2 protein-coding genes are annotated in these 21,144 nt (G+C 77.4%); both read left to right on the forward strand.

The features are described from left to right. Positions 1-74 precede the first annotated feature (74 nt). Positions 75-9,518 (forward strand): type I polyketide synthase, encoded by a 9,444-nt coding sequence (locus ACFY4B_RS09070; protein ID WP_387967001.1) that lies wholly within the window; start codon positions 75-77, stop codon positions 9,516-9,518. Positions 9,519-9,547: 29 nt separating this feature from the next. Next, entirely contained in the window at positions 9,548-21,064 is an 11,517-nt protein-coding gene (locus ACFY4B_RS09075; RefSeq protein ID WP_387967002.1) for an SDR family NAD(P)-dependent oxidoreductase, read from the forward strand. The last annotated feature ends 80 nt before the right edge of the window (positions 21,065-21,144 follow it).

Genomic DNA, 21,144 nt, shown 5'->3' on the forward strand with positions numbered 1-21,144 from the left:
GATCCGCGCCGAGTACCCGGCGCGGATCACCGCCCCCCTAGCCCCGACCTGAGCTTGATGTACGGAGATTTGTGATGAACGCAGCACCCCAGGAAGTCGTCGCGGCACTCCGGGATTCCCTCAAGGAGATCCAGCGGCTGCGCCGGGAGAACCGGCAGCTGGTGGACGCCGGCCGCGAGCCGATCGCGATCGTCGGCATGGCCTGCCGCTACCCGGGCGAGGTGACCTCGCCCGAGGAGCTCTGGCAGCTGGTCGACGGGGGTGTGGACGCGATCTCCGGCTTCCCGGTCAACCGGGGCTGGGACGTCGAGGCGCTGTACGACCCCGACCCGCAGACGCCGGGCACCAGCTACGTCCGCGAGGGCGGCTTCCTGCACCGGGCCGACGAGTTCGACCCGGCGTTCTTCGGGATCAGCCCGCGCGAGGCGCTGGCCATGGACCCGCAGCAGCGGCTGCTGCTGGAGACCTCCTGGGAGGCCTTCGAGCGGGCCGGGATCGCGCCGACCTCGGTGCGCGGCAGCCGGGTCGGGGTGTTCGCCGGTATCGCCACCGCCGACTACGCGGCCCGCTTCCAGTCCGTTCCCGAGGAAGTGGAGGGCTACCTGGGCAACGGCAGCGCCGGCAGCGTGGCCTCCGGCCGGGTGGCGTACGCGCTGGGCCTGGAGGGCCCGGCCGTCACCGTGGACACCGCCTGCTCCTCCTCGCTGGTGGCGCTGCACCTGGCGAGCCAGGCCCTGCGTTCGGGCGAGTGCTCGCTGGCCCTGGCCGGCGGCGTCACGGTGCTCTCGACCCCGGCCGGGTTCGTGGAGTTCAGCCGCCAGCGCGGGCTGGCGCCGGACGGCCGCTGCAAGTCCTTCGCCGCCGCCGCGGACGGCACGGCCTGGGGCGAGGGCGTCGGCATGCTGCTGCTGGAGCGGCTCTCCGACGCCCGGCGCAACGGGCACCCGGTGCTGGCGCTGGTCCGCGGCTCGGGCATCAACCAGGACGGTGCGAGCAGCGGGCTGACCGCGCCGAACGGTCCCGCCCAGCAGCGGGTGATCCGGCAGGCGCTGGAGAGCGCCGGGCTGGCGGCCGACGAGGTGGACGTGGTGGAGGCGCACGGCACCGGCACCACCCTCGGCGACCCGATCGAGGCCCAGGCGCTGCTGGCCGCCTACGGCCAGGACCGCGAACGGCCGCTGCTGCTGGGCTCGTTGAAGTCCAACATCGGCCACACCCAGGCCGCCGCCGGGGTCGGCGGCATCATCAAGATGGTCGAGGCGATGCGCCGGGGCACCGTCCCGCGCACCCTGCACGTGGACGAGCCGACGCCCGAGGTGGACTGGACGGCCGGGTCGGTCGAGCTGGTCACCGAGGCCCGGGACTGGCCGGACACCGGCCGCCCGCGCCGGGCCGGGGTCTCCTCCTTCGGCGTCAGCGGCACCAACGCCCACGTCATCGTCGAGCAGGCGCCGGAGGCCCCGGCCGACCCGGAGGCCGAGGCGCCGGCCGGGACGGCGCCCGCGCCCGCCCCGCACCTGCTGTCGGCGAAGACCGTCCCCGCGCTGCGGGAGCAGGCCGCCCGGCTGCGCGCCCTGCTGGACGCGGACCCCGGGCTGGACCTCACCGACCTGGCCTACTCGCTGGCCACCGGCCGTGCGCAGTTCGCCCACCGGGCCGCCGTGGTCGCCGCGGACCGCGCCGAACTCGCCGCCGGACTGGCCGCGGTGGCCGAGGGCGACGGGATCACCGCGACGACGACCGGCAAGACCGCGTTCCTGTTCACCGGCCAGGGCGCCCAACGCACCGCGATGGGAAGCGAGTTGTACGCGGCGTTCCCGGTGTTCGCGGCGGCGTTCGACGAGGTCTGCGCCGCGCTGGACCGGCACCTGGAGCGCCCGCTGCGCGAGGTGATCGCCGAGGGCGGCGAGCTCCTGGACCGTACGGGCTGGACCCAGCCCGCCCTGTTCGCCGTCGAGGTCGCCCTCTACCGCCTGGTCGAATCCTGGGGCGTCCGGCCGCACTTCCTGGCCGGGCACTCGATCGGCGAGGTCGCGGCCTTCCACGTGGCCGGGGTGCTCTCCCTCCCGGACGCCGCCCGCCTCATCACCGCCCGCGCCCGTCTGATGGAGCACCTCCCCACCGGCGGCACCATGGTGGCGCTCCGGGCCGGCGAGGACGAGGTCCTGCCCCTGCTCACCGAGCGGGTCTCGATCGCCGCCGTCAACGGCCCCCGCTCCCTGGTCATCGCCGGTGACGCCACCGAAGTCCGGGCCGTCGCCGCACAGTTCGACAAGGCCCGCGAACTGCGCGTCAGCCACGCCTTCCACTCCCCGCTCATGGAACCGATGCTCGACGAGTTCCGCGACGTCCTCACCGAGCTGACCTACCACGCCCCCGCCATCCCGATCGTCTCCACCCTCACCGGCGAACCCGCCACCACCGACCAGCTCACCGACCCCGACTACTGGATCCGCCACGCCCGCCACACCGTCCGCTTCCACGACGCCGTGGAGACGCTCCGGGCGAAGGGCGTCACCACCTTCCTGGAGCTCGGCCCCGACGCCGTGCTCACCGCCATGGGCCGGGACCATGGCGACGACGCCGACGAGGCCTTCGTGCCGGTGCTGCGGCGCGACCGGGCCGAGGTGCGGACCGCCGTGTCCACCATGGCGGCGCTGCACGGGCGCGGGGTGCGGGCCGACTGGGCGGCGTTCTTCGCCGGTTCCGGCGCGCGCCGGGTCGACCTGCCCACCTACGCCTTCCAGCGCCGCCGCTTCTGGCTGGACGCCGCGCCCGTCGCGGGCGCCGCCGACCCGGCGGACGCCTCCTTCTGGGCCGCCGTCGAGCAGCAGGACCTGGCCGCCCTCGGTTCGAGCCTCCGGCTGGCCGAGGAGGAGCAGCGCTCGCTGGGCGACCTGCTGCCCGCGCTCTCCTCCTGGCGGCGCGAGCGCCAGGACCGTTCGCTGCTGGACTCCTGGCGCTACCGGGTCGAGTGGCAGCGGCTCGCCGACCCGGCCGCCCCGCCCGGGCTCTCCGGCGACTGGCTGGCCGTCCTGCCGGCCGGCTGGACGGAGGAGGGCACCGGCGGCGCGCTGTCCGCGCTGCGGGCCCGCGGCGCGCGGGTGCTGACCGTCGCGGCGGCCGAGGGCGAGGACCGTGCCGGGCTGGCCGCCCGGTTGCTGGCCGCCGCCAAGGAGCGGCAGCCGGACGGCGTGCTCTCCCTGCTGGCCCTGGACGAGCGGGAGGCGCGGCCCGGGGTGCCGGCCGCGCTGCCCGACACCGTGCTGCTGCTGAACGCCCTGGACGAGGCCGGGCTGGACGCGCCGCTGTGGTGCGCGACCCGGGGCGCGGTGGCGGCCGGGACGGGCGACCGGGTCGGCCCCGCGCAGGCGCAGCTGTGGGGCCTGGGCCGGGTGGCGGCGCTGGAGTGCCCGGTGCGCTGGGGCGGCCTGGTCGATCTGCCGGAGACGGTGGACGGCAAGGCGGCCGACCGGCTGGCCGCGGTGCTGGCGGGCGGGTCCGGCGAGGACCAGGCCGCCGTCCGGGCGGACGGGCTGTACGCGCGCCGCCTGGTCCGGGCGGCCGGTGGCGCGGCGGGCCGCGAGTGGCGGCCGCGCGGCACCGTGCTGGTGACCGGCGGTACCGGCGCGCTGGGGGCCCGGATCGGGCGCTGGCTGGCCGCGAACGGCGCGGAGCACGTGGTGCTGACCGGCCGTCGGGGCGGTGCGGCCGCCGGGGCCGCCGCGCTGGAGGCCGAGCTGTCGGCGCTGGGCGCCCGGGTCACGGTGGCGGCCTGCGACGTCGCGGACCGCGCGGCGCTGGCCGGGCTGCTGGACGGGCTCGGCCCGCTGAGCGCCGTGGTGCACGCGGCCGGCTCGGGGGCGATGGGGCCGCTGCGCGAGCTCGACGCGGACGCGCTGGCCGCGTCCGGCGCCGCCAAGGTGACCGGAGCGGCGCACCTGGACGAGCTGCTGGACGGGCAGGAGCTGGACGCCTTCGTGCTGATGTCCTCCGTCGCCGGGGTCTGGGGCGGCGGCGGCCAGGCCGCGTACGGCGCGGCGAACGCGTTCCTGGACGCGCTGGCCGAGCAGCGCCGGGCGCGCGGCCTGACGGCCACCTCGGTGGCCTGGGGCCCGTGGGCCGGGGAGGGCATGTCGGCCGGTCAGGAGGGGCCGCTGCGGCGGATGGGCCTCGGCGCGCTGGCGCCGGACCTCGCGGTCGCGGCCCTGCGGCAGGCGCTGGACCTGGACGACACGGCCGTGACCGTCACCGAGGTCGACTGGTCGCGCTTCCACCCCGGTTTCACCGCCGTCCGGCCGAGCCCGCTGCTGGGCGCGCTGGCCGAGGTGCGGGAGCTGGAGCGCGCCGAGGAGCGGCCCGCGCCCGCCGACGACACCGCCTCGGCGCTGCGCTCCGCCCTCGCGGGCCTGCCGGTCGCCGAGCGCTCCCGTTCCCTGGTGGAGCTGGTGAGCGGCCTGGCGGCGGAGGTCCTGGGCCACCCCACGGCCGACGGGATCGAGGTGGTCCGCCCGTTCCAGGAGCAGGGCTTCGACTCGCTGACGGCGGTGGAGCTGCGCGACCGGCTCGCCCGGTCGACCGGGGTGCGGCTGCCGAGCACCCTGCTGTTCGACCACCCGACCCCGGAAGCGGTGGCCGCCCGGCTGCTCGGCGAACTGCTCGGCGAGGACGGCTCGGCGGCCGCCCCCACCGCCGGCCCGGTGGACGCCGGGGAGCCGATCGCGATCATCGGGATGAGCTGCCGCTACCCCGGCGGGGTCGGCTCGCCCGAGGAGCTGTGGCAGCTGGTCGCCCAGGGCCGGGACGCCGTCGGCGGCTTCCCGCAGGACCGCGGCTGGGACACCGCCGCGCTGTTCAGCGACGACCCCGAGCAGCCCGGCACCTGCTACGCCTCCGAGGGCGGCTTCCTGTACGACGCGGCCGGGTTCGACGCGGCGTTCTTCGGGATCAACCCGCGCGAGGCGCTGGCGACGGACCCGCAGCAGCGGCTGCTGCTGGAGACCTCCTGGGAGGCCTTCGAGCACGCGGGCGTGGACCCGGTGTCGGCGCGGGGCAGCCGGACGGGCGTCTTCACCGGCATCTCGTACCACGACTACGCGGCCCGCTTCAGCACCGTCCCGGAGGAGGTGGAGGGCTACCTGGGCAACGGCAGTTCGGCCAGCGTCGCCTCCGGCCGGATCGCCTACACCCTCGGCCTGGAGGGCCCGGCGGTGTCCGTGGACACGGCCTGCTCCTCCTCGCTGGTGGCGCTGCACCTGGCGGGCCAGGCGCTGCGCTCCGGCGAGTGCTCGCTGGCCCTGGCCGGCGGCGTCGCGGTGATGTCGACGCCGGGTTCGTTCATCGAGTTCAGCCGCCAGCGCGGGCTGGCGCCGGACGGGCGCTGCAAGGCGTTCGCCGAGGCGGCGGACGGCACCGGCTGGGGCGAGGGCGTCGGCATGCTGCTGCTGGAGCGGCTCTCCGACGCCCGGCGCAACGGCCACCCGGTGCTGGCGGTGCTGCGCGGCAGCGCCGTCAACCAGGACGGCGCCTCCAACGGGCTGACAGCCCCCAACGGCCCCTCCCAGGAGCGGGTGATCCGCCAGGCCCTCGACCGGGCCGGGCTGGCCGCCACCGAGGTCGACGTGGTGGAGGCGCACGGCACGGGCACGAAGCTGGGCGACCCGATCGAGGCGCAGGCACTGCTGGCCACCTACGGCCAGGACCGTGAACGGCCGCTGCTGCTGGGCTCGTTGAAGTCCAACATCGGCCACACCCAGGCCGCGGCCGGGGTCGGCGGCGTGATCAAGATGGTCGAGGCGATGCGCCGGGGCACCGTCCCGCGCACCCTGCACGTGGACGCGCCGTCCTCGCAGGTGGACTGGACGGCGGGCGCGGTGGAGCTGCTCACCGAGGCCCGGGACTGGCCGGAGACCGGCCGCCCGCGCCGGGCCGGCGTCTCCTCCTTCGGCGTCAGCGGCACCAACGCCCACGTCATCCTCGAACACGCCCCCGAGGAGCAGCCCGCCGAGGAGTCGGCTGAGGAGGCTCCCGCACCGGGCGCGCTCCCCTTCCTCCTCTCCGCCAAGACCGACCAGGCCCTGCGCGACCAGGCCCGCCGCCTGCGCGACCACCTGGACACCGAGGCCGCCTCGGCCGACCTCGGCCTCTCCCTCGCCGTCTCCCGCACACAGTTCGCCCACCGCGCGGCCCTGGTGGCCGCCGACCCGGACGGCCTGCGGGCCGGACTGGAGGCGCTCGCGGCCGGCGAAGCGGCGCCCGAGCTGGTGCGCGGCACGGCCTCCCCCGGCCGCACGGCCTTCCTCTTCACCGGCCAGGGCGCCCAACGCGTGGGCATGGGCAGCGAGTTGTACGCGGCGTACCCGGTGTTCGCGGCGGCGTTCGACGAGGTCTGCGCCGCGCTGGACCGCCACCTGGAGCGCCCGCTGCGCGAGGTGATCGCCGAGGGCGGCGAACTCCTGGACCGTACGGGCTGGACCCAGCCGGCGCTGTTCGCCGTCGAGGTCGCCCTCTACCGCCTGGTCGAGTCCTGGGGCGTGCGGCCCGACTTCCTGGCCGGGCACTCCGTCGGCGAGCTGGCCGCCGCGCACGCGGCCGGGGTGCTGTCGCTGGCCGACGCCGCCACGCTGGTCGCCGCCCGAGGCCGGCTGATGGAGCGACTGCCCGCCGGCGGCGCGATGGTGGCCGTGGCGGCCGCCGAGGCCGAGGTGCTGCCGCTGCTCGGCGGCGAGGTGGCCGTGGCCGCCGTCAACGGCCCGCGCGCCACCGTGCTGGCGGGCCCGGAGGAGGCCGTCCTGCGGATCGCCGGGCAGCTCGCCGACGCCGGGCACCGCACCCGGCGGCTGCGGGTCAGCCACGCCTTCCACTCCCCGCTGATGGACCCGATGCTGGCGGAGTTCCGCGAGGTCGCGGCGGCGCTGACGTACCACGAGCCGCGGATCCCGGTGGTCTCCGGCACCGGCCGCCCGGTGGCCGCCGAGGAGCTGTGCACGGCGGAGTACTGGGTCGGCCAGATCCGTGCCGCCGTCCGCTTCGACGACGTGTTCCGGCGGCTGGCCGCCGACGGGGTGAGCCGGTACCTGGAGCTGGGCCCGGACGGCGTGCTGACCGCGATGGGCCAGGACTGCCTGGCCGTGGCGGCGCCCGAGGGCGGCTTCGCCCTGCTGCCCGCGCTGCGCCGGGACCGGCCGGAGGCCGCGGCCCTGGTCCGGGCGGTCGGCGCGCTGCACACGCTCGGCGCGGAGGTGGACTGGCCGGCCTTCTTCGCCGCGGCCGGAGCCGCCGCGTCCCGCCGTGTGGAGCTGCCCACCTACGCCTTCCAGCGCGAGCGGTTCTGGCTGGACGGCCCCGCCCCGGCGGCCGACCCGGTGGACACCGCCTTCTGGGCGGCCGTCGAGCAGCAGGACCTGGCCGCGCTCGGCGCGAGCCTCCGGCTGGCCGAGGAGGAGCAGCGCTCGCTGGGCGAGGTGCTGCCCGCGCTGTCCTCCTGGCGCCACCGCAAGCGGGACGGCTCCCGGCTCGACTCCTGGCGCTACCGGGCGGGCTGGCAGCGGCTCCCGGAGCCGCGGGCCGACCGCCCGATGGGCACCTGGCTGGCCGTGCTGCCCGCCGGGGGCGCCCCGGCGGCCGTCGAGGGCGCCCTGGCGGCACTGGAACGGCACGGCGCGGACCTGCTGCGGGTGACGGTCGGCCCGGACGGCCTCGACCGGAGCACCCTGGCGGGCCCGCTCCGGCAGGCCCTGGACGGCACGGCCCCGACCGGGGTGCTCTCGCTGCTGGCCCTCGCGGACGGCGCCGACGAGCACACCGTCACCTCCGGCGCCGTGGCGCTGCTCCAGGCCCTCGGCGACCTCGCCCCGGACGCCCCGCTCTGGTGCGCGACCCGGGCCGGCGTGACGGTCGGCGGGCAGGTCGCGAGCCCGGCGCAGGCCGCGCTGTGGGGCCTGGGACGGGCCGCCGCGCTGGAGCACCCCGACCGCTGGGGCGGCCTGGTGGACCTGCCGGAGGAGTTCGACGGCCCGGCCGGGGACCGGCTGGCCGCGCTGCTGACGGGCGCGTCCGGCGAGGACCAGGTCGCGGTGCGGCCCGACGGCCTGTACGGGCGGCGGCTGCTGCCCGCGCCGTCGGCCCGGCGCGGCGACGCGCCCGGGTGGGACCCGGAGGGCACGGTGCTGATCACCGGCGGCACCGGCGCGCTCGGCGCCCGGCTGGCCCGCCACCTGGTCGCCGAGCACGGCGTCCGCCACCTGCTGCTCACCAGCCGCAGCGGGCCCGGCGCCCCGGGCGCGGCCGACCTGACCGCCGAACTCCGCGCCCTCGACGCCACCGTGACCGTCACGGCCTGCGACGCCGCCGACCGCGACCGGCTCGCCGCGCTCCTCGCGGACATCCCGGCCGAGCACCCGCTCACCGCGGTGGTGCACGCCGCCGGGGTGCTCGACGACGGCGTGATCGACGCGCTGACCCCGGAGCGGCTGGCGACCGTCCTGCGGGCCAAGGCCGCCTCGGCCCGCCACCTGCACGAGCTGACCCTGGACCTGGAGCCGGCGGCCTTCGTGCTGTTCTCCTCCTTCAGCGGCACGCTCGGCGCCCCCGGGCAGGCCAACTACGCCGCCGCCAACGCCTACCTGGACGCCCTGGCCGAGCGGCGCGCGGCCCTCGGCCTGCCCGCCACCGCGGTGGCCTGGGGGCCGTGGGACGAGGGCGGCATGGCCGCCGGGGGCGAGGTGCTGGAGCGCGCCCGGCGCACCGGGGTGACCCCGCTGGCGCCGGAGTCGGGGCTGGCCGCCCTGGACACCGCGCTGGCCCAGGGCGACACCGCGGTCGCCGTGGTGGACGTGGACTGGTCCCGGTTCGCGCCGGGGTTCGTCGCGGCCAGGCCCAGCCGGCTGCTCGCCGAGCTCCCGGCCGTCCGGGCGCTGGCCCCGGACCGGGACGGCCCGGCCGCCGCGGCCGAGGACGGGAACGCGCTGGCGGCCAGGCTGGCCGGCGTCTCCGCGGCGGAGCGCGAACGCGTCCTGCTGGAGCTGGTCCGCCGGCTCACCGCGGAGGTGCTCGGGCACCGCGGGCCGGAGGCGGTGGAGCCCCGGAAGGGGTTCCTGGAGCTGGGGTTCGACTCGCTGACGGCGGTCGAGCTGCGCAACCGCCTCGGCGGCGCCACCGGCCTCCCGCTGCCCGCCACGCTGCTCTTCGACCACCCGGACCCGGTGGCGCTGGCCGCCCTGCTGGCGGGCCGGCTGGCCCCGGTGGAGGACACCGCCGGGGAACCGGACGTGTTCGCCGGGCTGGACGCGCTGGAGGCGGCGCTCACGGACGCCGGGCTGGACGACGAGGACGGCCGCCGGGTCACCGTCAGGCTGGAGACCCTGCTGGCCAAGTGGCGCGAGTTCAGGGGTGCAGGGGTGGCGGTCAGGGGTGTCCCGGCCCCGGGTGCGGCTGCCACTGTCGAGGCGGACCTCGAACTGCAAGCCGCATCGGTGGATGAGGTGCTCTCCCTGATAGATGCGGAATTCGGCCTCTGAGCGGACAACCGCTGCCTGGAAGGTGTGCAATGCCGACGGATGACAAGGTCGTCGATTACCTCAAGAAGGTGACCGCAGACCTGCGGCGGACGCGTCAGCGGGTCCGCGAGCTGGAGGCCGCGGAGCACGAGCCGATCGCGATCGTCGCGATGAGCTGCCGCTTCCCCGGCGACGTCGGGACACCCGAGGAGCTGTGGCGGCTGCTCGCCGACGGCCGTGACGCGGTCGGCGGGTTCCCCGCCGACCGCGGCTGGGACACCGACCGGCTGCTCGGCGGCAACGCCGACGGCACCGGCGCCTCGTACGTCCGCGAGGGCGCTTTCCTGTACGGGGCCTCGCGGTTCGACGCGGGGTTCTTCGGGATCAGCCCGCGCGAGGCGCTGGTCATGGACCCGCAGCAGCGGCTGCTGCTGGAGACCTCCTGGGAGGCCTTCGAGCGGGCCGGCATCGACCCGCGGTCGCTGCGCGGCAGCCGGACCGGCGTCTTCGCCGGCACCAACGGGCAGGACTACGCGGCGCTGGTGACCAGGGCGCCGGAGGCGGCCGAGGGGTACCTGGCGACCGGCATCGGCGCCAGCGTGGTCTCCGGCCGCATCTCCTACACCTTCGGTCTCGAGGGCCCGGCGGTCACCGTGGACACCGCCTGCTCCGCCTCGCTGGTCTCCCTCCACCTCGCCGTCCAGGCGCTCCGCCAGGGCGAGTGCTCGCTCGCCCTGGCGGGCGGGGTCACGGTGATGTCGACCCCGCTGTCCTTCGTGGAGTTCTCCAAGCAGCGCGGGCTCGCCTCGGACGGGCGCTGCAAGGCGTTCGCCGAGGCCGCGGACGGCACCGGCTGGGGCGAGGGCGCCGGCATGCTGCTGCTGGAGCGGCTCTCCGACGCCCGCCGCAACGGGCACCCGGTGCTCGCGGTGGTCCGCGGCAGCGCCGTCAACCAGGACGGCGCGTCCAGCGGTCTGACCGCCCCCAACGGCCCCTCCCAGCAGCGGGTCGTCCGCCAGGCCCTGGAGAACGCCCGGCTCTCCACCACCGACGTGGACGCCGTCGAGGCGCACGGCACCGGCACCCGGCTCGGCGACCCGATCGAGGCCCAGGCGCTGCTCGCCACCTACGGGCAGGACCGCGAACGGCCGCTGCTGCTCGGCTCGGTGAAGTCCAACATCGGCCACACCCAGGCCGCCGCCGGCGTGGCCGGCGTGATGAAGATGGTGCTGGCCATGCGGCACGGTCTGCTGCCGCGGACCCTGCACGTGGACGCGCCGTCCTCGCAGGTGGACTGGTCGGCGGGCGCGGTGGAGCTGCTCACCGAGGCCCGGGAGTGGCCGGAGACCGGCCGCCCGCGCCGGGCCGGTGTCTCCTCCTTCGGCGTCAGCGGCACCAACGCCCACGTCATCCTCGAACAGGCCCCCGAGGAGCAGCCCCCGCCGGCCGCACCGACCGGGCACGGCGCCCTGCCGTTCCTCCTCTCCGCCAAGACCGACCAGGCGCTGCGCGACCAGGCCCGCCGCCTGCGCGACCACCTGGACACCGAGGCAGCCTCGGCCGACCTCGGCCTCTCCCTCGCCGTCTCCCGCACACAGTTCGCCCACCGCGCGGCCGTGGTCGCCGCGGACGGCGCCGAACTGGCCGCCGCCCTGGAGGCGTTCGCGTCCGGCGAGGAGCCCGCCCGACTGGTCTCCGGCACGGCCGACGTGACCGGCAAGACCGTCTTCGTCTTCCCCGGCCAGGGCTCGCAGTGGGCCGGGATGGCCGTCGAACTCCTCGACACCGAGCCGGTGTTCGCCGCGCGGATCACCGAATGCGCCGACGCCCTCGCCGAGTTCACCGACTGGAAGCTGATCGACGTCCTGCGCGGCGCCGAGGGCGCCCCCGGATACGACCGGGTGGACGTCGTCCAGCCCGCCCTCTGGGCCGTCATGGTCTCCCTCGCCACCCTCTGGCAGGCGTACGGCGTCCAGCCCGACGCCGTCATCGGCCACTCCCAGGGCGAGATCGCCGCCGCCACCGTCGCCGGCGCGCTCTCCCTCCGGGACGGCGCCCGGGTCGTCGCCCTGCGCTCCCAGGCCATCACCGCCATCGCCGGAAACGGCGGCATGGTCTCCGTCGCCCAGCCCGCCGGGGAGATCGACCTCACCCCCTGGCAGGACCGGATCTCCGTCGCCGCCGTCAACGGCCCCTCGTCCACGGTCGTGGCCGGGGACGCCGACGCCCTGGACGAGCTCCAGGCCGCCCTCGACGCCCGGGGCGTCCACGCCCGCCGCGTCCCCGTCGACTACGCCTCGCACTCCGCCCACGTCGAGCGGATCCAGGACGAGCTGCTCACCCTGCTCGCCCCCGTCGCCCCCCGGACCTCCGAGGTGCCGTTCTACTCGACCGTGGACGACGCCTGGCTGGACACCGTCCGGCTGGACGCCGCGTACTGGTACCGCAACCTGCGCCGGACCGTCCGGCTGGAGGAGGCCGTCCGCGCCCTCGCCGCCGACGGCCACGCCTTCTTCGTCGAGGTCAGCCCGCACCCGGTGCTCGCCTCCGCCGTGCAGGACACCCTGGACGCCGCCGAGGCCACCGCCGTCGCGGCCGGCACCCTGCGCCGCGACCACGGCGGCCCCGCCCGGTTCCGTTCGGCGCTCGCCGCCCTGCACGTCCGGGGGCGTGCGGTCGACTGGCCGGCCGTCTTCCCCGGCGCGCGGCGGACCGACCTGCCCACCTACCCCTTCCAGCACGAGCGGTACTGGCTGGAGGCCACCGCCTCCAACGGGGACGCCGTCGACCTCGGCCTCGGCTCCGCCGACCACCCGCTGCTCGGCGCCTCGCTCACCCTCGCCGACGACGACGGCCTGCTGCTCACCGGCCGGCTCTCGCTGCGCACCCACCCCTGGCTCGCCGACCACGCCGTGCTCGGCTCGGTCCTGCTGCCGGGCACCGCCTTCCTCGACCTGCTCGTCCACGCGGGCGACCAGGCCGGCTGCGACCGGGTCGACGAACTCGCCCTGGAGAGCCCGCTGGTGCTCCCGGAGACCGGCGGGATCGCCCTCCAGGTGCGGGTCGGCCCGGCCGACGAGAGCGGCCGGCGCGAGGTCACCGTCCACTCCCTCCGGGAGGACACGCCGCTGGACGCGCCCTGGGTCCGGCACGCCAGCGGCTGGCTCGCCCAGGCCGCCGCACCGGCCGCCGCCGAGGACCTGACGGCCTGGCCCCCGGCCGGCGCCACCGCCGTCGACCTGGACGGCTACTACGAGCGGCTGGCCGCGGGCGGTCTCGGCTACGGCCCGGCCTTCCGCGGTCTGCGGGCCGCCTGGCTGGACGGCGACGACATCTACGCCGAGGTCCGGCTGCCCGAGGAGCAGCGCTCCCGGGCCGAGCGCTTCGGGCTGCACCCGGCGCTGCTGGACGCCGCCCTGCACGCGCTGGGCTGCGCCGTGGACGACGGCGAGGGCCTGAACCTGCTGCCGTTCGCCTGGAGCGGGGTGACCCTGCACGCCTCCGGCGCGGCCGAGCTGCGCGTGCGGCTCAGCCGCACCGGCCGGGACAGCCTCTCGCTGCTGGTCGCCGACCGGTCCGGCGCCCCGGTGGCCACCGCCGACTCCTTCGTGCTGCGCCCGATCGGCACCGTCGGCACGGCCGCCCGGCCCGCCACCCCCGACTCGCTGTTCCGGATCGACTGGACCGCCGTCCCGCTGCCCGAGGACACCGTCGAGCCGTACCGGACCGACGGCCTGGACGCGCTGCCCGCCGAGGTGCCGGCCACCGTCCTGGTGCCGGTCGACGCGCCGGCCGACGGCGGCACCGCCGAGCAGGCCCGCGCCGTCACCCACCGGGTGCTGGAGCTGCTCCAGACCTGGCTGGCCGAGGACCGCTTCGCGGGGTCCCGGCTGGTCCTGGCCACCAGCGGCGCGGTCGCCGCCCACCCCGGCGAGGCCGTCACCGCCCTGGCCTGCGCCCCGCTCTGGGGCCTGGTCCGCTCCGCGCAGTCCGAGAACCCGGACCGGATCGTCCTGGTCGACCTGGACGGCACCGCCGCCTCGGCCGCCGCGCTGCCCGCCGCCCTCGCCACCGGAGAGCCCCAACTCGCCCTGCGCGAGGGGACGGTGCTGGCCGCCCGGCTGGCCCGCGCGGCCACCTCCGGCGCGCTCACCCCGCCCGCCGGCGAGCCCTGGCGGCTGGACACCACCGGCCGCGGCACCCTGGACAACCTCGTCCTGACCGCCTGTCCGGACACCCTGGAGCCGCTCGCCCCCGGCCACGTCCGGGTCGCCCTGCGGGCCGGCGGCCTCAACTTCCGCGACGTGCTCAACGCGCTCGGCATGTACCCCGGCCAGGCCGGCCTGCTCGGCAACGAGGGCGCCGGCGTCGTCCTGGAGGTCGCCGGGGACGTCACCGCACTCGCCCCCGGCGACCGGGTGATGGGCATGTTCGCCGGCTCCTTCGGCACCACCGCCGTCACCGACCACCGGCTGCTGGTCCGGATCCCCCGGGGCTGGGACTTCACCGAGGCCGCGTCCACCCCGATCGTCTTCCTCACCGCCTACTACGCGCTGAAGGACCTGGCCGGGCTGCGCCCCGGCGAGTCCGTCCTGGTGCACGCCGCCGCCGGCGGCGTGGGCATGGCCGCCGTCCAGCTCGCCCGCCACCTGGGCGCCGAGGTGTACGGCACCGCCAGCCAGGGCAAGTGGGACGCGCTGCGGCCGCTCGGCCTGGACGACGCCCACCTGGCCGGCTCCCGCACGCTGGACTTCGGCCGCGAGTTCCTGGCGGCCACCGGCGGCCGCGGCGTGGACGTCGTGCTCAACGCGCTGGCCGGCGAGTTCGTCGACACCTCGCTCGGCCTGCTGCCCCGCGGCGGCCGGTTCGTCGAGATGGGCAAGACCGACATCCGGGACGCCGAGGAGGTCGCCGCCCGGCACCCCGGCGTCGCCTACCGCGCCTTCGAGCTGTTCGAGGCCGGCCCGGAGCGGATCGCCGCGATGCTCGCCGAGCTGGTCGACCTGTTCGAGGCCGGCGTGCTGCGGCCGCTGCCGATCACCACCTGGGACGTCCGCCGCTCGGTCGACGCCTTCCGGTACGTCAGCCAGGCCCGGCACACCGGCAAGGTCGTGCTGACCGTGCCGCCCGCCCCCGACCCGGACGGCACCCTGCTGATCACCGGCGGCACCGGCACCCTCGGCTCCCTGCTCGCCCGCCACCTGGTCACCGAGCACGGCGTCCGCCACCTGCTGCTCACCAGCCGGACCGGCGCCGACGCCCCCGGCGCGGCCGGACTCACCGCCGAACTCCGCGCCCTCGGCGCCACCGTGACCGTCGCCGCCTGCGACGCCGCCGACCGCGACCGGCTCGCCGCCGTCCTCGCGGACATCCCCGCCGCGCACCCGCTCACCGGCGTGGTGCACACCGCCGGGGTGCTCGACGACGGCGTGATCGGCTCGCTCACCCCGGAGCGGATCGACGCGGTGCTGCGGCCCAAGGTCGACGGCGCGCTCAACCTGCACGAGCTGACGCTCGACCGGGACCTGGCCTGCTTCGTCCTGTTCTCCTCCGCCGCCGGTGTGCTCGGCGGCGCGGGCCAGGGCGGCTACGCCGCCGCCAACACCTTCCTGGACGCCCTCGCCCAGCACCGCCGGGCCCGCGGCCTGGCCGGCTCCGCGCTCGCCTGGGGCCTGTGGGAGCAGCGCAGCAGCATGACCGGGCACCTGGACGCCCGGGACGTCGAGCGGATGAGCGAGGGCGGCATGACCCCGCTCGGCTCGGAGCTCGGCATGGCCCTGTACGACGCGGCCGCCCTGCTGGACGAGCCGCTGCTGCTGCCCGCCGACCTCGACCTGTCCGCCCGGCGCGGCCGGGGCCCCGTCCCGGCGCTGCTGCGCGGCCTGCTCCGGGCCCCGGCCCGGCGCAAGGCCGAGGCGGTGTCCGGGCCGAGCGGCTCGGCGCTGACCCGCAGGCTGGCCGCCCTCCCCGAGGCGGACCGTACGGAGCTGCTGCTGGACCTGGTCCGCGGCCACGCGGCCTCGGTGCTCGGGCACGGCTCGGCGGAGGCCATCGACGCGGACCGCGCGTTCAAGGACCTCGGCTTCGACTCGCTGACGGCGGTGGAACTGCGCAACCGGCTCGGCACCGCGACCGGGCTGCGCCTGCCCGCCACCCTGGTCTTCGACCACCCGAGCCCGACCGCGCTCGGCCGCCACCTGCGCGCCCGGCTGCTCGACGAGCAGGCACCGGCGACCGCGGGACCGGCCGCGGCCACCGGCGCGACGGCCCGGGACGGCGACCAGGACACCATCGCGATCGTCGCGATGGGCTGCCGCTACCCCGGCGGGGTCGGCTCGCCCGAGGACCTGTGGCGGCTGCTGCGGGCCGGCGGCGACGCCCTGACCGGCTTCCCCGCCGACCGCGGCTGGGAGCCCGGCGGCCAGGGCGGGTTCCTGCACGACGCGGCCGAGTTCGACGCGGCCTTCTTCGGGATCAGCCCGCGCGAGGCGCTCGCCATGGACCCGCAGCAGCGGCTGCTGCTGGAGACCTCCTGGGAGGCCTTCGAGCGGGCGGGCATCGACCCGGCCTCGGTGCACGGCACCCGGGTCGGCGTGTTCACCGGCACCAGCGGCCAGGACTACGCCTCGCGGCTGCGCCGCGTCCCCGGCGAGGTCGAGGGCTACCTGGGCAACGGCAGCGCGGCCAGCGTGATCTCCGGCCGGGTGGCGTACACCTTCGGGCTCGAAGGCCCGGCGATCACCGTGGACACCGCCTGCTCCTCCTCGCTGGTGGCGCTGCACCTGGCGGCGGCCGCGCTGCGCCGCGGCGAGTGCGACCTGGCGCTGGCCGGCGGTGTGGCCGTGATGTCGACGCCCGGCCTGTTCGCCGAGTTCGACCGCCAGGGCGGCATGTCGGCGGACGGCCGCTGCAAGGCCTTCGCCGCCTCCGCCGACGGTACGGGCTTCGCCGAGGGCGTGGGCGTGCTGCTGGTCGAGCGCCTGTCGGACGCCCGCCGCAACGGGCACCCGGTGCTGGCGGTCGTCCGGGCCACCGCGATCAACCAGGACGGCGCCTCCAACGGGCTCACCGCGCCCAACGGCCCGGCCCAGGAGCGGGTGATCCGCGAGGCGCTGGCCGCCGCCGGCCTGGCTCCGGCCGAGGTCGACGCCGTGGAGGCGCACGGCACCGGCACCCGGCTCGGCGACCCGATCGAGGCCAACGCCCTGCTCGCCACCTACGGCCAGGACCGCGAACTGCCGCTCCAGCTGGGCTCGTTGAAGTCCAACATCGGCCACTCCCAGGCCGCGGCCGGGGTCGGCGGCATCATCAAGATGGTGCTGGCGATGCGCCACGGGGTGCTGCCCCGGACCCTGCACGTGGACGAGCCCACCCCGCACGTCGACTGGACGGCCGGATCGGTCGAGCTGCTCACCGAGGAGCGGGAGTGGCCGGAGACCGGCCGCCCGCGCCGGGCCGGCGTCTCCTCCTTCGGGATCAGCGGCACCAACGCCCACGTCATCGTCGAGCAGGCCCCCGAGGAGCAGCCCCCGCCGGCCGCGCCGACCGGGCACGACGCCCTGCCGTTCCTCCTCTCGGCCCGCTCCGAGCAGGCGCTTTCCGCCCAGGCCGAGCGGCTGGCCGCCTTCCTGGCCGAGCGCCCGGAGGCCGTCCTGCCGGACCTCGCCCACTCGCTGACCGCCGCCCGGGCGGCGCTGCCGCACCGCGGCGCGGTGGTCGCCCGGGACCGCGAGGGCCTGCTGGACGGCCTGGCGGCCCTGGCCGCCGGCCGCGGGCCGCGCGGCACCGCCGCGACCGGGAGGACGGCCTTCCTCTTCACCGGCCAGGGCGCCCAACGCCCCGGCATGGGCCGGGAGTTGTACGACACCTACCCGGAGTTCGCGGACGCCTTCGACGCCGTCTGCGCCGAGCTGGACCGGCACCTGGAGCGGCCGCTGCGCGAGGTGGTGTTCCAGCAGGGCGAGCTGCTCGACCGGACCGGCTGGACCCAGCCCGCCCTGTTCGCCGTCGAGGTCGCCCTCTACCGCCTGGTCGAATCCTTCGGCGCGCGGCCGGACTTCGTCACCGGCCACTCGGTCGGCGAACTGGCCGCGGCCCACGTCGCCGGGGTGCTGTCGCTGGCCGACGCGGCCGCGCTGGTCGCCGCCCGCGGCCGACTGATGGAGCAACTGCCCGCCGGCGGTGCGATGGTGGCGGTCCGCGCCACCGAGGAGGAGGTCCGGCCGCTGCTCACCGGGCAGGTCTCGCTGGCCGCGGTCAACGGCCCCGAGGCCGTGGTGATCGCCGGACCGGAGGAGCCGGTGCTGGCCGTCGCCGCCGCGCTCGCCGAGCGCGGGCGCAGCACCCGGCGGCTGCGGGTCAGCCACGCCTTCCACTCCCCGCTGATGGACCCGATGCTGGCGGAGTTCCGCGCCGTCGCCGAGTCGCTGACCTACCACCAGCCGCGGATCCCGCTGCCGGCCGAGGCCACCGACCCCGAGTACTGGGTGCGGCACGTCCGCGAGGCCGTCCGCTTCCACGACACGCTGCTCGCGCTCGCCGAGCGGGGCGTCACCACCTTCCTGGAGCTGGGCCCGGACGCGGTGCTCACCGCGGCCGGCCGGGAGAGCCTGCCCGGCTCCGGGTTCGCGCTGATCGCCGCCCAGCGCCGGGACCGGCCCGAGGAGCAGTCCCTGGTCGAGGCGCTGGCCGCGCTGCGGCTGCGCGGCGCCGCGGTCGACTGGTCGCGGCTGCTGCCCGGCGCCCGCCGGACCGAGCTGCCCACCTACGCCTTCCAGCGCGAGCGGTACTGGCTGGAGGACGACGGGGGCCCGGTCGGCCTGGCCGGGGCCGGACTCGGCTCGCCGGAGCACCCGATGCTCGGCGCGATGGCCGAACTGGCCGACGGCACGGGCTTCCTGTTCACCGGTTCGCTCTCCGAGCGGACCCACCCGTGGATCGCCGAGCACGGGGTGATGGGCCGCACCGTCGTCCCCGGCGTCGCCTACGCCGAGCTGGCCCTGCACGCCGCCGAGCAGGTGGGCTGCGACCGGGTCGAGGAGATCACCCACCTCGCGCCGCTGGTCCTGCCACGCACCGGCAGCGTGCTGCTCCAGCTGCGGGTCGGCCCGGCCGACGCCGCGGGCCGGCGCCCGCTGGCCGTGCACTCGCGGCCGGAGGACGCCCCCGAGGGCGAGTGGACCCACCACGCCGACGCCGTGCTCGGCACCGGCGCCGGCGCCCCGGACTTCGACCTCCGGGCCTGGCCGCCGGCCGGCGCGGAGCAGGTCGACCTGACCGGCTTCTACCGGCGGGCCACCGAGACCGGCTTCGCCTACGGGCCGCTGTTCGCCGGCCTGACGGCGCTCTGGCGGCGCGGGGACGAGGTCTTCGCCGAGGTCGCGCTGCCCGAGGAGGGCCGTACGGCGGCCGCCCGGTTCGGCATCCACCCCGGCATGTTCGACGCGGTGCTCCAGGCGATGGCCGCCTCCACCCTGCTGGAGCGGATCTCCACCGACGAGGCCCCGCACGGCCGGCTGCCCTTCGCCTGGACGGGCGTCGAGCTGTACGCCTCCGGCGCCGCCGCCGTCCGGGCCCGGCTCACCCCGGCCCGCACCGGCGGGGTGGCCTTCGCCATCGCCGACGCCACCGGTGCGCCGGTCGCCTCGGTGGAGTCCCTGGTGATGCGTCCGGTCTCGCCGGAGGCGATCACCGGGGCCGGTACGGGCGGCCGGGACGCGCTCTACCGGGTCGAGCCGGCCGAGCTGCGGCTCCCGGCGGCCCCGGCCACGGCCGACTGGGCCGTGCTCGGCGAGCCGGCCTTCGGCCTGCCGGGCCGGCCGGACCTGGCCGCCTTCGACGCGGCCGCCCCGCACACCGTCCTGGTGCCCTGGACGGCCGGGGGCGAGGGCCCGCTCACCGAGCGGGTGCACGCCGCCACCGGCCGGGCGCTGACCCTCCTCCAGGAGTGGCTCGCCGACCAGCGGTTCGCCGACTCCCGGCTGGTGTTCGTCACCCGGCACGCGGCCGGGGCCGACCTCCGGGACCTCGTACACGCCCCGCTCTGGGGCCTGGTCCGCTCGGCCCAGGCCGAGCACCCCGGCCGGTTCGTCCTGGTCGACCTGGACGGGGACGAGGCCTCCGCCGCCGTCCTGCCCGCCGCGCTGGCCACCGACGAGCCCCAGCTGGTCGTCCGCCGGGGCACGGTCTCCGCGCCCCGGCTGGCCCGGGCCGGCGCCGGCGCCGACGCCGACGCGACCGGCGACGCCACCGCCCCGGCCCTGCGCCCGGACGGCACGGTCCTGGTCACCGGAGCCACCGGTGCGCTCGGCCGGCTGGTCGCCCGCCACCTGGTCACCGCGCACGGCGTCCGCCGCCTGCTGCTCACCAGCCGCAGCGGCCCCCGGGCCGAGGGCGCGGACGAGCTCACCGCCGCACTCACCGCGCTCGGCGCCGAGGTCACCCTCGCCGCCTGCGACGCGGCCGACCGGACGGCCCTGGCGGCGCTGCTCGCCGCGCACGACGTCACCGCCGTGGTGCACACCGCCGGGGTGCTCGACGACGGCGTGCTCGACGCGCTCACCCCCGAGCGGGTCGCCACCGTCCTGCGCCCCAAGGTGGACGGCGCGGTCAACCTGCACGAGCTGACGGCCGGCCGGGACCTGGACGCCTTCGTCCTGTTCTCCTCCGTCGCCGGGGTGCTCGGCGCCGCCGGCCAGGCCGGCTACGCCGCCGCCAACACCTTCCTGGACGCGCTCGCCCGCAGCCGCCGCGCCGACGGCCTGCCGGGCACCGCGATCGCCTGGGGCCCGTGGCAGCTCGACGACCCGGCGCACGCCGGCATGGCGGGCGGGCTCGGCAGGGCCGACCTCGGCCGGCTGGCCCGCGGCGGGATGGCGCCGCTCCAGGCGGAGCAGGGCCTGGAGCTGTTCGACGCCGCCCGGACCGGCGCCGACCCGCTGGCCGTCGCGGTCCGGCTGAACCCGGCCGCCTTCCGGGGCGGGGAGGTGCCGCCGATGCTGCGCGGCCTGGTCCGCGCCACCGGCCGGCGGGCCGCCGAGACCGGCGCCGGCCAGGACCCGGCCCGCCGGATCGCCGGCCTCACCGGGGAGCACCGGACCCGGGCCCTGCTCGACCTGGTGCGCACCCAGGTGGCCGACGTGCTCGGACACGCCTCGGCGGAGTCCGTGCAGGCCACCCGGGCGTTCAAGGAGATCGGCTTCGACTCGCTGACCGCCGTGGAGCTGCGCAGCCGGCTGCACGAGGCGACCGGGCTGCGGCTGCCGGCCACCCTGGTGTTCGACTACCCGACCCCGGCCGCACTGGCCGGCTTCCTCGACGGGCGGCTGCCCCGGGAGGGAGCACCGCGGGAGGAGCCCGTCCTCGCCGAGCTGGACCGGCTGGAGGCCGCCCTGGAGCGGCGGCTGGCGGACGGCCACGCGCTCGACGGCCTGTCGCCGCGCCTGCGGGCCCTGCTCGACCGCCTGGACGGCCCGGCCGCCTCCGCGGCCGGCCTGGCCGGGGACGACAGCGACCTCGACGCCGCCTCCGACGACGAGCTCTTCGCCCTCGTCGACTCCCTGGACTGATCCAGGAACCCCCCGCGCCGCCGGGCCGGCCCCCTTCCGGGGCACGGCCCGGCGGCCCCCCGGACACGCCCGGACGCGGC

The sequence above is a fragment of the Kitasatospora sp. NPDC001261 genome (genome assembly GCF_042896795.1).
Taxonomy (GTDB): Bacteria; Actinomycetota; Actinomycetes; order Streptomycetales; family Streptomycetaceae; genus Kitasatospora.

What these genes read in the sequence shown, in the direction of transcription:
- ACFY4B_RS09075 (WP_387967002.1), top strand. Translation starts at nt 9,548, where the DNA reads ATGCCGACGGATGACAAGGTCGTCGATTACCTCAAGAAGGTGACCGCA.
- ACFY4B_RS09070 (WP_387967001.1), top strand. Translation starts at nt 75, where the DNA reads ATGAACGCAGCACCCCAGGAAGTCGTCGCGGCACTCCGGGATTCCCTC.